Source organism: Halegenticoccus soli, from assembly GCF_002844195.1.
Taxonomy (GTDB): Archaea; Halobacteriota; Halobacteria; order Halobacteriales; family Haloferacaceae; genus Halegenticoccus; species Halegenticoccus soli.
In genome coordinates this window covers 215,670-228,266 of the sequence record NZ_PEND01000004.1, presented here as the reverse complement: position 1 = coordinate 228,266, position 12,597 = coordinate 215,670, and the positions used below count along the sequence as shown (strand labels likewise).

Annotated in this window: 14 protein-coding genes and 1 tRNA gene; 9 read left to right on the top strand and 6 right to left on the bottom strand. The window is 70.7% G+C overall.

The window, feature by feature from the left end; translation table 11 throughout:
• Positions 1-118: 118 nt before the first annotated feature.
• Entirely contained in the window at positions 119-616 is a 498-nt protein-coding gene (locus CNO20_RS12330) for a LabA-like NYN domain-containing protein (protein WP_101296425.1), read from the top strand.
• A 52-nt stretch (positions 617-668) separates the two neighbouring features.
• Here CNO20_RS12330 and CNO20_RS12325 read toward each other — a convergent pair whose 3' ends face one another.
• Entirely contained in the window at positions 669-1,589 is a 921-nt protein-coding gene (locus tag CNO20_RS12325) for a DUF7847 domain-containing protein (RefSeq protein WP_101296424.1), read from the bottom strand.
• A gap of 157 nt (positions 1,590-1,746) precedes the next feature.
• Here CNO20_RS12325 and CNO20_RS12320 point away from each other — a divergent pair, with 157 nt between their 5' ends.
• A complete protein-coding gene (locus CNO20_RS12320) occupies positions 1,747-2,226 on the top strand; it encodes a PUA domain-containing protein (protein ID WP_101296423.1) in 480 nt (159 codons plus the stop codon).
• Between the two features lie 28 nt (positions 2,227-2,254).
• Here CNO20_RS12320 and CNO20_RS12315 read toward each other — a convergent pair whose 3' ends face one another.
• The 4 genes from CNO20_RS12315 to CNO20_RS12300 all read right to left on the bottom strand — a co-directional run bounded on the left by CNO20_RS12315 (position 2,255) and on the right by CNO20_RS12300 (position 5,160).
• Positions 2,255-3,262, bottom strand: a complete 1,008-nt coding sequence (locus CNO20_RS12315) for a presenilin family intramembrane aspartyl protease PSH (protein ID WP_101296422.1) — start codon at positions 3,260-3,262, stop codon at positions 2,255-2,257.
• A 138-nt stretch (positions 3,263-3,400) separates the two neighbouring features.
• The gene (locus tag CNO20_RS12310) at positions 3,401-3,628 is read right to left on the bottom strand and encodes an H/ACA ribonucleoprotein complex subunit GAR1 (RefSeq protein ID WP_101296421.1); all 228 of its coding nucleotides are present in this window, start codon (positions 3,626-3,628) and stop codon (positions 3,401-3,403) included.
• Complete coding sequence (gene srp19, locus CNO20_RS12305) at positions 3,628-3,906, bottom strand: signal recognition particle subunit SRP19 (protein ID WP_101296420.1); 279 nt, start codon at positions 3,904-3,906, stop codon at positions 3,628-3,630. The genes CNO20_RS12310 and srp19 overlap by 1 nt, the downstream gene beginning before the upstream one ends.
• A gap of 99 nt (positions 3,907-4,005) precedes the next feature.
• Positions 4,006-5,160, bottom strand: a complete 1,155-nt coding sequence (locus CNO20_RS12300; RefSeq protein WP_101296419.1) for a PGF-CTERM-anchored ABC transporter substrate-binding protein — start codon at positions 5,158-5,160, stop codon at positions 4,006-4,008.
• A 61-nt stretch (positions 5,161-5,221) separates the two neighbouring features.
• Between CNO20_RS12300 and btuC the strand changes: the two genes are divergently transcribed.
• The 7 genes from btuC to dph5 all read left to right on the top strand — a co-directional run bounded on the left by btuC (position 5,222) and on the right by dph5 (position 11,349).
• Positions 5,222-6,325, top strand: a complete 1,104-nt coding sequence (btuC, locus tag CNO20_RS12295) for a vitamin B12 ABC transporter permease BtuC (RefSeq protein WP_101296418.1) — start codon at positions 5,222-5,224, stop codon at positions 6,323-6,325.
• A gap of 29 nt (positions 6,326-6,354) precedes the next feature.
• Positions 6,355-7,707 (top strand): ATP-binding cassette domain-containing protein, encoded by a 1,353-nt coding sequence (locus CNO20_RS12290; protein WP_101296735.1) that lies wholly within the window; start codon positions 6,355-6,357, stop codon positions 7,705-7,707.
• Between the two features lie 172 nt (positions 7,708-7,879).
• Positions 7,880-8,437, top strand: a complete 558-nt coding sequence (locus CNO20_RS12285) for a DUF7344 domain-containing protein (protein ID WP_101296417.1) — start codon at positions 7,880-7,882, stop codon at positions 8,435-8,437.
• 43 nt (positions 8,438-8,480) lie between these two features.
• Positions 8,481-9,464, top strand: a complete 984-nt coding sequence (locus CNO20_RS12280; RefSeq protein ID WP_101296416.1) for a class I SAM-dependent methyltransferase — start codon at positions 8,481-8,483, stop codon at positions 9,462-9,464.
• 155 nt (positions 9,465-9,619) lie between these two features.
• Positions 9,620-9,692: transfer RNA gene (locus CNO20_RS12275), tRNA-Thr, on the top strand.
• A gap of 478 nt (positions 9,693-10,170) precedes the next feature.
• Positions 10,171-10,476, top strand: coding sequence for a non-histone chromosomal MC1 family protein (locus CNO20_RS12270; protein ID WP_101296415.1), 306 nt, complete (start codon positions 10,171-10,173; stop codon positions 10,474-10,476).
• A gap of 99 nt (positions 10,477-10,575) precedes the next feature.
• Positions 10,576-11,349, top strand: a complete 774-nt coding sequence (gene dph5, locus CNO20_RS12265; protein ID WP_101296414.1) for a diphthine synthase — start codon at positions 10,576-10,578, stop codon at positions 11,347-11,349.
• A 16-nt stretch (positions 11,350-11,365) separates the two neighbouring features.
• On the opposite strand, the gene artA is transcribed toward dph5, so the two are convergent.
• A complete protein-coding gene (artA, locus tag CNO20_RS12260; RefSeq protein ID WP_101296413.1) occupies positions 11,366-12,319 on the bottom strand; it encodes an archaeosortase A in 954 nt (317 codons plus the stop codon).
• Positions 12,320-12,597: the final 278 nt, after the last annotated feature.

Sequence of the window (12,597 nt, the reverse complement as noted above, 5' to 3'; positions counted from 1 at the left end):
TTCCGGTCACACCTCTGCCAGCTGACGCCGATCGGTCTCGGCGGGACCCAAGGCGATCGGATTCGGACGCCCGGACGAAGAATCTATACGTGTCGGGCGGTCTGGGAGAGACAAGCGAATGACCGATATTCACCCGAACCAGCGCGTCGCGGTGCTCGCCGACGCGCAGAACCTCTATCACACGGCACAGAGCGTCTACTCGCGGAACATCGACTACTCGTCCCTCCTCGAAAAGAGCGTCCAGAACCGCGAACTCACCCGCGCCATCGCCTACGTCATCCGCGCGGACGCGCCCGACGAGGAGCGCTTCTTCGAGGCGCTCGTCGACATCGGCTTCGAGACGAAGATAAAGGACATAAAGACGTTCAACGACGGCTCGAAGAAGGCCGACTGGGACGTCGGGATGAGCCTCGACGCGGTCACCCTCGCGAACCACGTGGACACGATCGTCCTCTGTACGGGCGACGGGGACTTCTCCCGGCTGTGCTCGCACCTCCGCCACGAGGGCGTCAGGGTCGAGGTCGTCGCGTTCAGGAGCTCGACCGCCGAGGAGCTCATCGAGGCGGCCGACTCGTTCGTCGACATGTCCGAACGGGAGGACACGTTCCTCCTCTAGGACGGAGGGCGGCTCGACCCCGGGAAAGCGGCACCACCGCGGGAGGGCCGTTCTACCGCGGATCGACGCCGCTCCGATCGGCGTCGGCGTCCGCCGCCGGTTCCGTCGGCGTCGCCGCCCTCGCCGTTCGGTGCTCAGCGAAAAAGGCGACCGCGTAGGCGTTCCGGAACGCGAACAGCACCGTCGTCAGCGCCAGCGAGAGCGCCGCGACGCCGGCGATCTCCGGCGGCGAGAAGGGCGTCGCTACGGACGTCGGATCCGGAACCGGTGCCGCGCCCGGCGCGCCGGTGGTCGCGTCCATCCCCGGACCGGACGCTCCCAGCGACCGGAACAGGACGTACCCGCCGAGCGGCGCGCCGAGCAGGAGCGAGACGGCCAGGGAGACGACGGAGTAGCCGAGCGCGCTCAGGAGGTTGTTCCGGACGACCGCGTAGCTCCGCTTGAAGCTCTCGACCGCGCCCGCCTCCTCGACGACGATGGCGACCGGGAAAAACTGGATGAAGAACGTCACGAGGAGGAACGGGATCACGACGAGCGCGACGACGGCCAGGAGCGGCAGCAGGGCCGCCGGGCCGGCGTTACCGGCGGCGAAGCCCCCTCCGACGCCCGCGCCGATGACGGCGAAGAGGACGCCGAAGAAGGCCAGGATGAAGAAGACCACGAAGATAGCCGTCTCCGCGAGCTTCCCCAGGAGCATCGTGAGGTACCGCGACTTCCCGACGCCGACGAGCGTTCCGAGGCGGGTGTCGCCGTCCTCGATCGCCTCAGCGGCCATGCCGACGATCCCCGCCAGGAGGAAGGGCGTGACGAAGAACGTCAGGACCTGGATCAGCTGCGGAAGGAGGGGGACGCCGACCAGCGAGAGGGCGTTCTGCGGGAGCACGACCAGCCCGTAGACGAGCGCGGCGAGAAACAGGACGGGGCTTCCGAGGAGCGCTCCGACGGCGGTTCGCAGGGACCCGATCGCGGACATATCGACACGTCGAACGCCTCACTGATAAGCGGTTTCGAAACGGTACGCGACGCGCGCCGAGTTGTTCCGGCCGGCGCTGTGGGAGCTCCTCACGGAGGCGGCCTCGCGCGCCGGCCGCCATCGAAGCGCTTTCCCGCACCGCCGGCGATGCCGCGGTATGAGCGACGCGGAAGCCCTCGGCGACCTCCGGACGGTCGCTGACTACCAGTTCGGCGCCGGCGCCGGGGCGGCGCTGTTCCCGCCGACGGAGTCCGATTCCCTGACGGTGACGCGATCGACGAGCGGCCGACCGCGGCAGGTCCGCGCGGGCGACGACCGGCTCGTCACGTACGCCGTCGACGGGCGGTTCACCCTCGGGCTGGCGGGCGGGCGCCGGCTCGTCGACGCCCTCGCGGCGCCCGCGAACCGGGTCGTCGTCGGCGACGAGAGCGAGCCGTTCGTCCGCGACGGGAAGAACGTCTTCGCGAAGTTCGTCGGCGGCGTCGACCCCGAGATCCGCCCGGGCGACGAGGTGGCCGTCGTCCACGAGCGCGGCGACCTCCTCGGCGTCGGCCGGGCCGAACTCTCCGCCGACGCCATGTGCGACTTTCAGGCGGGGATGGCCGTGATGGTCCGCGAGGGCGCGGGCGGGGACTAGCGGTGCGGCGCGGGAACGGGGACGTGAACTAGAGGTACGGCGCGAGGCCGAGCGCCCGCGCGATCGGCACGCCGGCGAGCGCGGAGCCGAGGAGGTAGCCGGCGATGGCGCCGCCGTTCAAAAGCGGGAGGCCGGCGTGGGCGCGCCCCTCCATCACCATCCGGAGGAGGACCGCGAGGCCGACGAACGTGCCGACCATCGACAGCAGCGCCGGGAGGTTAAGCGCCGCGAGCGCCGGGACGCCGAGCGGCTCGGCCGGCGAGAAGAAGGCCGCGCTCGCCACCATCACGGCGGGCATCACGGCGTCCCCGAGGCCGATGAAGAACGCGTCGCGCTCGACCGGAGGCGCCTCGGCCCCCTCCGTGCGGTCGCCCCGTCCGGGTTCGCTCTCCCCCCCGTTTCCGTCTTCCCCGTCCTTCCCGTTCCCCCCGTCGAGGCCTCCGACCGCGGAGAAGTCGTCGTCGAGGAGCGAGTACGAGAGCGAAAGCGGGATGACGAGCACGACCGGGACCCGGAGGTCCATCACGCCGGAGGCGAGGCTGAGCATGTGTTTCGTCCCGTAGACGCTGATCGCGTCGTACGCGGCGAGCACCGCGAGCAGGAGCACCGCGGGGAGGAGCCCGAAGCTGATGCCGAAAAGCCCCGCCGCTCCCGCCCCCATGAGCACCCCGGCGGTGTCGATGACGTACCACTCGGGGTACGCGAGGAGCGCGAGCGCGACGCCTGCGGCCAGCGCCAGCGCGAGGAAGGGGTCGGGGACGATCGCGCCGAAGACGTACCACGAGAGCAGACCGCTCGTGAAGACGATGAACCCGCGGATCGCGCGGTCGAGTTCGTATTTGAACGCCGCGAGCATGACCGCCGTCGCGACGAGTATCGCGCCGACGTAGAGGAGGCTGTTCGTCGGGTCCGACGGGTCCTCGACCGTCTGGTACCCCTGGTCGAAGAACGTCGGCACGAGCGCGAGCGCGCCCAGCTGCACGAGAAGGAAGATCAACGCGGCGAACGCGCCGCCGCGGTACGCGCGAGCGTCCATACCGGCCGTACCGGCGGGGGCGGCTTTGCACTTGTGTTGTGCGGCGCTCGGCGCGGCGAGACGGGGTGCGAGCGAAACGAGACCCGAGCGAAACGGGGATCGGGTGGGACGGGAACCGAGCGAAACTGACCGATCGCGCTACCGCGCGTACAGCTTCGAACCGAGGAGGTCGATCGGTCGGACGCCGTCGTCGGGGGAGACGGCGAGGTACGGGCGCTCGACCGGGCCGAACACGTCGACCACGCGGCCGACGCGGGAGAGCGACTCGTCGACGACGGGCGTCCCGATGTCGGGGTGCGAACCGTCGGCGGCGCGGACGACGGCCAGCCCCTGGGCGGTCTTCGAGACCGTTCCGACGCGGCGCATCAGTCGCGGAGGATCCGGACGTAGGCGGCCACGGCCTGCACGAGGTCGTTCTTGCTCGCGTCGTCCGCCCCCCGCACGAGGACGCGCCCGCGCGCCCCCCACTCCCGGGAGTAGGCCTTGTCCCGCTCGACGACCGCGTCGTAGCCGACCTGCTGGACCGCCCGCGCGATCTCGTCGACCGTCGGGTCCTCGACGGCGTCCTTCATGGGCACCCGTCGCCCCTCCGACCGGGTCTTCGCCGCGTCGATGTACGCGGGGTAGATCACGTTCTCGACCATGTCCGAAACGGCGCGGGCCGCCCGTAATACGGTTGTGATCCTCCGGCGGCGGAGCGGCGGAAAACGGAAACCGCTCGACTCGCTTCGATCCGGTCGTCGTTACCGACGGCGGCGGGCGAGGAGCGCGCTGGCGAGGAGCGCGGCGACCGCGGCGGGAACGCCGAACCCGGGGAGCTGTGCGCCTGTCTCGCCCTCGGCGTCGGCGTCAGCGTCGGCGTTCGCGTCGCCGGAGGCGTCCGTGGCCGACTGTCCGCCGTCGCTCCCGGTTCCGCCGTCCGCCGAGGCGTTCGCCTCGGCTCGGATCTCTGACTTGGCGACGAAGTCGGCGCTCTCGGCCGCTTCGGGGTGCAGCCCGGCGGTCAGGTTCCGCGTGGCGTAGACGACGCTCCGGGGGGCCGGCTGGTTAATCCAGTTCCTGTCGACCGTCACGGTCCGGTTGTTCTCGCCCGCGGGCGTGCTGGCGTACGGTTCCGACCGGACGACCGACGGGCCGGGGTAGTCGGAGACGACGATCACCTCGGGTTCGAGTTCGATCACCTTCTCGTCGTTCAACTGCGGGTAGCCCGTGAGGCCGGCCTCGGCGACGACGTTGGTGCCGCCGGACGCCGAGATCACGCTGTCGATGAACGTCTCGCCGCCGGCGACGTAGCCGCCGCCGAGCGGGTAGATCACGCGCGGACGCTCGGCGTCGGCGGTCGCGTTCGCCGCGGCGTCGACGTTCGCCACCATCCAGGCGTTCGCCTCCGCGGCCCCCTCACAGTTGCCCGTGAGCTTCCCGGTGACGGTCGTGTCGCGCTTCACGTCCTCGACGGAGGTCGTGTCGCTGTACACGTAGACCGTCAGGCCGGCCTCCCGGAGCGCCTCGACGGTTTCCTGGGGGGTGCCGCTCGGCGCGAGCACGAGGTCGGGGTCGGTGCCGACGATCTTCTCGACGCTGACGCCCATCCCCTCGGCGGAGACGTTCGTCCGCGACTCGACGCCGTCGAGGTAGGTGCTGTACTCGGGGAGGCCGACGCCGACGACCTGCTCCTTTCCGCCGATCTCCCACATGATCTGGGTCGCGCTCGGCATGAGCGTCGTCACCCGCTGGGGCTTTTCGTCCAGCGTCACCTCGGTCCCCGTCGCGTCGGTGACGCTGACGGGGAACGAACACTGCGCCCCGCTCTGCTGTGTCGCGCCCGCCGCGAGGGGGGTCGCGGCGACCGCGGACAGCGCGACCAGGAGCACCGTCAGTACGGTGAACTTCGTTCGCATCGCTTGAGGAGAGCGCACTAACCCAATAAGTATTTACCTAATGCAAGTCGGGTTTCTCACCATGCGAACGGCCGCCCGGACGGCGACGTGGTCGGTCGGCTTGACGGGCGCGCTGGCGCTCGTCGTCCTCGTGAGCGCCGGCGTCGGCCCGGTCAGCATCGCGCCCGACACGGTCGCGAAGGTGCTCCTGAACGGCGTCGCGGTCCCCGCGTCCGTCGGCGTCGCGCCCCGGGGCGTCCCCCTGGCCGGCGGGCTCCGGGTACCCGTCCCGACCGTGGGCTTCGTTCACCCGTTCTCCTTCGCGGTCGAGGACACCCACGCGACGATCGTCGCGCGAATCCGGCTGCCGCGCATCGCCCTCGGGGCGATCGTCGGCTTTTCGCTCGCCGCCGCGGGCGTCGTGATGCAGGGCTTCTTCAGGAACCCGATGGCGGACCCCTCGATCATCGGCGTCTCCTCCGGCGCGGCCGTCGGGGCCGTCGCGGCCATCGTCGCGCCCGTCGCGATCCCGTTCGGGCTCGGGCTCCACGGGGCGGCGTTCGTCGGCGCGCTCGTCGCCGCCTTCGGCGTGTACCTAATCGCCACCGAGAACGGGCGGACGCCCGTGGCGACGCTGCTTCTCGCGGGGGTCGCGGTGCAGACGTTCCTCGGCGCGGTCATCTCGTTCATGCTCCTGCGCAGCGGCGAGAGCATCCGGACGGTGGTCCACTGGCTGATGGGCCACCTGAGCGCGGCGTCGTGGGACGAGGTGACGACGGCGGGCATTCTCGTCCCGCCGCTCTTTTTCGTGCTGCTGTTTTACGCCCGCGACCTGAACGTCCTCCTGCTCGGCGAGGAGGACGCCCACAGCCTCGGCATCGAGGTCGAGCGGACCAAGCGGATCCTGCTCGCGACCGCGAGCGTCATCACCGCGGCCGCGGTCGCCGTCTCGGGCGTCATCGGCTTCGTCGGCCTCGTCGTCCCCCACATCATGCGCCTGCTCGTCGGCCCGGACCACCGGGTACTCCTGCCGACGAGCGCGCTCGCCGGCGCGTCGTTCCTCGTGGCGACGGACACGATCGCTCGGTCGGGGGCCGCGGAGGTCCCCGTCGGCATCGTCACGGCCGCGCTCGGCGCGCCCTTCTTCCTGTACCTGCTCCGCCGGCGGGAGGTGCACGCCCTGTGACCGGACGGCGAGGCGCGTTCCGGCGGCGGATCGGGGCGGGACGCCGTCCCGCCGTCGGGTCGGCCGAGGGGCGGACGGGGAGCGCGGAGGGCGCGGGGGACGACCCGACGCTCGTCGTCGACGGCGTGACCGTCGACCTCGGCGGCGTCGAGGCGCTCCGCGACGTGAACGCGAGCGTCGACCGCGGCTGGTTCGTCGGGCTCATCGGCCCGAACGGGGCGGGCAAGACCACGCTGCTCAGGACGATCACCGGCGCGCTGACGCCCGACCGCGGGACCGTGACGGTCGCGGGCGAGCGGATATACGCGCTCCCGTCGAAGGAGGCGAGTCGGCTGGTGGCGACGGTGCCGCAGGACACGAACCTCTCGTTCGCGTTCGACGTGCGCGAGACGGTCGCCATGGGGCGGACGCCGTACCTCTCGCGGTTCGGTCGGTGGACCGAGGGGGACGAGACCGCCGTCGAGGCGGCGATGGCGCGGACGGAGGTGGCCGAACTCGCCGACCGCGCCATCACCGAGATCAGCGGCGGGGAGCGACAGCGGGTGCTCCTCGCGCGGGCGCTCGCGCAGGACGCGCCGGTGCTCCTGCTCGACGAGCCGACGGCCAGCCTCGACATCAACCACCAGATCCGGACGTTCGAGCTGGTCCGGGAGCTCGTCGCCGACGGGAAGACGGTGCTCGCGGCGATCCACGACCTGAACCTGGCGGCGCACTACTGCGACGAGCTCCTCCTCCTGAGCGACGGGGCGGCGCTCGCATCCGGACCGCCGGAGGACGTGCTCACCGAGACGGCGCTGAAGCGCGCATTCGACGCGAACGCCGTCGTCTCGCGCCACCCGGTGACGGGGGCCGTGTACGTCACCGCGCTCCCCGAGCGGACCGGCGGGGCCGAGGGGCGCGTCCACGTGATCGGCGGCGGCGGGAGCGCCGCGCGGTACCTGTATCTGCTCTCCGCGGCCGGGTACGACGTGTCCGTCGGCGCGCTCAACGAGGGCGACTCCGACACCGAGACGGCCCGCCAACTGGGGATCGACGCGGTCACCGTACCCCCGTTCGCCCCGGTCGATCCGACGGCCCGAGCGGCGGTTCGCGAGCGCGTCGACGCGGCGGACGTGACGCTCGTCGCCGACGTCGAAGTCGGGGACGGAAACCTCGCGAACCTCGAGGCGGCCGCCGCGAGCGACGCGCTCGTGCTCGTCGAGGAGCGGCCGTTCGCGGAGCGGAACTACGCCGGAACCGCCGGGGAGACGGCGTACGCGCGCCTGCGGGACCGCGCGACGGTCGTCCGGACGAACGGCGTGGTGGGCGCCGTGGCCGACGCGGTGGCGGCCGACCGCCGGTCGGGCGTCGACGGCCCCGACGGCCGCTCGCTGGGGAAGTGACGCTCCCGCCGAACGCCGCTTCGAAAGCGCGCGTTTCGCCGACGTCGCGGCGGCCGCCCCGGTCGGAGCGGGCGGCCTCTGGAGACGTTACCCCCGGCGACGCCCGCGGTTAATCGGCGGTTCGACTGATAAATCAGCTCATAAATATAGATGGCCGAACTGACACGACGGCATGAGTCTGGCGATACAGGACGCGCCGGCGGGGGAGGACCCGAGGGTGGCGTGCTCGCGCGACGCGGTGTTTTCGACGCTGGCCAACGAGCGACGTCGCTACGTGCTCCAGATCTTGCACGAACGGGAGGCCCCGCTCACCATCCGCGAACTCACCGAGCAGATCGCGGCCTGGGAGAACGGCGTCGCCCCCGAGGAGGTGACGTACAGGCAGCGAAAGCGCGTCTACACGTCGCTCCACCAGACGCACCTCCCGAAGCTGTCCGAGGCGGGCGCGATCACGAGCGAGCGGTCGTGGGACGGAATCAGGCCGACCGACCGCACCCCCGACTTCGAGGCGCACCTCGAAGTCGTCGACGGAACCGACCCCCCGTGGTGCGACTACTACCTCGGACTCGCCGGCGTCTCCGTCGCGCTCGTCACCGCCGTCTGGGCGGACGTCCACCCGTTCACGCTGCTTCCCGACCTCGCGTACGCCGCTCTCCTGGCCGCCGTCCTGGCCGCGTCCGCGGCGGTCCACCGCCGCTACGCGCGTCGAGCGCGGCCCGGCGGGCGCTGAGGCGAAACGTCAGGCTTACTCCCGGGAGGGGCGTGGGTCGGGTATGGAAGTGCCCTGCGTGCACGTCCGCCGGGAGGAGGGCGAGTCGGCCCGTCGGGCGCTCGCCGAGGACGACCTCGTCGACCGCGAGTTCGAAATCGTCGTCTCGGAGGGCGAACTCTACATCCCGGTCGTCGATCCGGCGGCCGTCCCCGACGGGTTCGAGGTCGTCCGGCGCGAGGTGCCGGCCCGCGAACCGCAGCGGATGCCGGCGGACCTCCTCGGCTTCGAGCCGACGTACGAGCGGCTCGGCGACGTCGTGATCCTCGACGAGGACGACCCCGAGCGGGCGCGGGAGATCGCCGACGCGATCGCGGCGTCCGACCTGCGCGCGGAGACGGTCGTCAACCGCGCGTCGAAGGTCAAGGGCGAACTGCGGGTGCGCGAGTGGGACGTGCTGGCGGGGAACGGAACCGAGACGGTCCACCGCGAGTACGGCTTCGAGTACCTGCTCGACATCGCGACGGTCTACTTCTCGCCCCGTCTGGCGACCGAACGGCACCGCGTGGCCGAGCAGGTCGAAGCCGGGGAGCGGGCCTTCGACATGTTCGCGGGGGTCGGACCGTTCGTCGTCCCGTTCGCCGCCCGCGGGGCGGAGGTCGTCGGGGTGGACCTGAACGCGGCCGCCGTCGAGTACCTGCGGGAGAACGCGCGCCGGAACGGCGTCGAAGAGCGGGTGACGGCGATCCGCGGCGACGCCCGCGAGGTCGCGTCCGACTACGCCGACTGGGCCGACCGCATCGTGATGAACCTCCCGCACAGCGCCGACGAGTTCCTCGACGCGGCGGTCGAGGCCGCCGGCGACGACTGCGTCGTCCACTACTACGACATCCAGCACGAGGACGACCCGTTCGGTCCGGGTGAGGCGGCGATCGGAGCCGCGGCGGAGCCGACCTACGAGGTCGACGTGCTCACGCGACGCGTCGTCCGCTCGTACGCCCCCCACGAGCTGAACGTCTGTCTGGACGTCCGGCTCTCCCGCCGGTGAGCGGCGCGGACGCGCCCGCCGCCTCCGCGAGCGTCCACCTTCGCTCGCTCGGCGCGGACGCACGCCGAGCGGGCGGGCCGTCGGCCGAATTCGGAACCCTTATTGAGGTTATCGCGGTAGGTGATAGTGCGTCGGAGACGCCGACCGACCCCGGCGCCGGTGTAGCTCAGCTGGCAGAGCGAATCCTTCGTAAGGATTAGGTCGAGGGTTCAAATCCCTCCACCGGCTCTTTCCTCCCACCGTATTCCAACGACCATCGCCGCAGCTGTGTTCCGTTCTCAGAGCGCTTCGTCGGGGGACGCCCCGATTTTACCACGTCGTCTCACGCAGATCATTGACGTGGCGGACCGGACACGAACGTTCGAGTCTCATCGGCACGCAGCACCGGGTTAGTGGCCAGGATAACACATCACAAAGAAACGCCAGCAGAGGCACCTTGAGGTACGAAGTAATTCGGGTACGAACGGGACTCGGGCACGCGATCCCACCCCTGCTGGCGACCGAGTTTAGAAGAGAGCCGACATGACACTGTTGCCGGCACACTCAGGGAGCTTATAGTTTCGAGAGAGACGGATGATTGTTCGACTCTGGCGAACGGCGCGGGGAGGAAATCGGTGGCCGACTCCGTCGCGGCGGGGTTCGAACACTCCGGTCCGCATGTAAATTAATTACGGAGGGGCGAGAGGAACAGCCGAGGACCACAGAGATGCCACGAGAAGACGGCAAGCGAAACTTCGCGCTCCGAGAGGAGGACGGCACCGAAGAGAGCGTCTTCAGCGGTAACTCCCCGAGGCAGGCCGCGCTGAAAGCCGCCCGTCGGCTCCACCCCGCGCCGAGCCGTGAGGAGGTCGACGACCACGCCGTGCTCCGGCTGCGCGAGAAGGGGACGGACAAGGTCCACGTCTACCACGGCTGGGCCTGGAAGGAGGAGTCGCCCGACGACACGCCCGACTGGATGCCCGACGTCGTCACCAGGGCGAACGTCTCCAAGCAGGGGATCGAACACCTCTGACGCCTCCGGTCGGACTCGTAGGCCACCGCCGCCGAGGTCGCCTCCCGAGCGTCGACGGCGAACGGGCCGCTTATGCCCGCGGGTCGCAGAGTGCTCGACATGCTCACGTTCGTCGGCCTCGGGCTCTACGACGAGCGGTCGATCACCGTCGAGGGCCGCGACGCTCTCCGCGGCGCGGACCGCGTTTTCGCCGAGTTCTACACGAGCAAACTCCTCGGGGCCACCGTCGCCGACCTCGAAGCGCACCACGGCGTCGAGATCGAGGTCCGCGACCGCGCGGGCGTCGAACAGCGCCCCGACCCGATCCTCGACGCCGCGGAGACCGAGGACGTGGTCTTTCTCACCGCCGGGGACACGATGATCTCGACGACGCACGCGGACCTCCGGCTCCGGGCGATCGAGCGCGGCGTCGACGCGCGCGTGATCCACGGCGTCACGGCCGAGTCCGCCGCGAGCGGGCTGACCGGCCTGCAGAACTACCGGTTCGGCAAGGCGGTGACGCTCCCGTTTCCGTACGCGCACGGGGCCGACGGGGTGCCGAAGAGCGTCACCGAGAGCGTCGAGGCGAACCGCGAGCGCGGCCTGCACACGCTCGTGTATCTGGACATAAAAGCCGAGCGCGACGAGTACATGACCGCGGACGCGGCCGCGTCGACGCTCGCGACCGACTGGAACGACGCGCTCGGCGTCGTCGTCGCGCGCGCCGGCAGCCCGGACCCTGTCGTCGCCGCCGACCGGCTCTCCGCGCTGGCCGAGCGCGACTTCGGCGATCCGCTCCACCTACTCGTGATTCCGGGCGACCTCCACCACATCGAGGCCGACGCCCTCCGGGAGCTCGCGGGCGCGCCGCCGGAGTTGCTGGAGCCGATCTGAGGCGTCGGAAGCCGCGCTACTCCGCTCGCTCGCCGCCGTCCGCGCGCGGAACCGAGACGCCGAGCGCGTCGCGGAGGTCGTACTCCTCCCTGGTCAGCAGGTAGAGCACGTCCTCGACGACGGTCAGGAGCTCCGGCAGGACCCGAACGACCGCGTAGGTGATCCCCACGAGGGCGAAGACGGCGAGCACCTGGCTGATCACGCGATCGGAGAGGAAGAAGGACACGCGGTAGGGATCTTCGGCCCCGAAGAGAAACAGCACCAGCTCCGGGTAGACGTGGAGGTACTGCTTGCCGAAGACGACGCCGATGAACGTCGTCCGGAGCAGGTTGAGTCCCCAGATCGTCGGAACGGCGATTGCGAGCGCGCGGAGTTTGCGCCGCAACGGGGCGCGCACGGCCCCGATGAGCCCGGCGAATATCGCCACGCTTCCGAGCCCGGTGCAGGCGAGGACGATCTCGAAGGTCAGCCGGTGGCCGGACTCGGTGACGAACAGGAACGTGGTGTCCTCGTACCCGGTCTGCGGGCCGGGGATCGTCTCCGGGTGGTAGCCGAGGAGGTTCATCAGCGCCTCCGTCTGCGCCGCGACGGTTTGGATGAGCACCTGCCGCGGCGCGGGCAGGTGAACCCCGGCGACGACGAGCGCGGGGATCGTCTCGAACGGCAGGTAGACGAGCCCCATGACGGCGACGGCGCGCGAGAGGACGAACAGGGTGTCGCGGCCGCGGTAGAGCAGCGCCCCGGCGTACAGGCAGGCCGGAACCGCGGCGAGCGAGAGGACTCCCTCGACGTAGCTCTTCTGGACGAACGCGAAGTGCGGAAACAGCGACAGCCAGAACGCCCCGAACAGCCCCCACGCCCCGGCGGTCGCGACCCGCCCGGCGTCGCGGTTCCGGCCCCCCAGGATGACGCCCGCGCCGAAGGCGGCGACCACGAGCCACGCGAAGGCGTCGGTGAGCGGTCCGGGCATACCGACGAGGTGGGCGTGCGCCGATAAATGCCTTGTCGTTGGTAGGTCGGCGGAGCTCCGGGATTCGCCGTCCGCGGCTGCGTTTCCGCCGTCAACGCGTCGCTCTCGGAGGACCGAACGGTACTCGACCGGCGAGAAATAGCGCCCGCTCGTCGATCGAGCGTCGAAAGAATGGATCGCAAGGGGCCGGCGTGACGCCGGTGGTTCAGCGCTCAGTTTTCGCGGCGTCCCCACGGAAGTGGGGGCTCGCGAAAACGTTAGTTTTCGCGGCGTTCCCG

Coding starts and splice junctions, on each gene's coding strand:
- CNO20_RS12270 (WP_101296415.1), top strand. CDS start 10,171: ATGCCACGAGAAGACGGCAAGCGAAACTTCGCGCTCCGAGAGGAGGAC.
- artA (WP_101296413.1), bottom strand. CDS start 12,319: ATGCCCGGACCGCTCACCGACGCCTTCGCGTGGCTCGTGGTCGCCGCC.
- CNO20_RS12330 (WP_101296425.1), top strand. CDS start 119: ATGACCGATATTCACCCGAACCAGCGCGTCGCGGTGCTCGCCGACGCG.
- CNO20_RS12315 (WP_101296422.1), bottom strand. CDS start 3,262: ATGGACGCTCGCGCGTACCGCGGCGGCGCGTTCGCCGCGTTGATCTTC.
- CNO20_RS12320 (WP_101296423.1), top strand. CDS start 1,747: ATGAGCGACGCGGAAGCCCTCGGCGACCTCCGGACGGTCGCTGACTAC.
- dph5 (WP_101296414.1), top strand. CDS start 10,576: ATGCTCACGTTCGTCGGCCTCGGGCTCTACGACGAGCGGTCGATCACC.
- btuC (WP_101296418.1), top strand. CDS start 5,222: ATGCGAACGGCCGCCCGGACGGCGACGTGGTCGGTCGGCTTGACGGGC.
- CNO20_RS12285 (WP_101296417.1), top strand. CDS start 7,880: ATGAGTCTGGCGATACAGGACGCGCCGGCGGGGGAGGACCCGAGGGTG.
- srp19 (WP_101296420.1), bottom strand. CDS start 3,906: ATGGTCGAGAACGTGATCTACCCCGCGTACATCGACGCGGCGAAGACC.
- CNO20_RS12310 (WP_101296421.1), bottom strand. CDS start 3,628: ATGCGCCGCGTCGGAACGGTCTCGAAGACCGCCCAGGGGCTGGCCGTC.
- CNO20_RS12280 (WP_101296416.1), top strand. CDS start 8,481: ATGGAAGTGCCCTGCGTGCACGTCCGCCGGGAGGAGGGCGAGTCGGCC.
- CNO20_RS12300 (WP_101296419.1), bottom strand. CDS start 5,160: ATGCGAACGAAGTTCACCGTACTGACGGTGCTCCTGGTCGCGCTGTCC.
- CNO20_RS12325 (WP_101296424.1), bottom strand. CDS start 1,589: ATGTCCGCGATCGGGTCCCTGCGAACCGCCGTCGGAGCGCTCCTCGGA.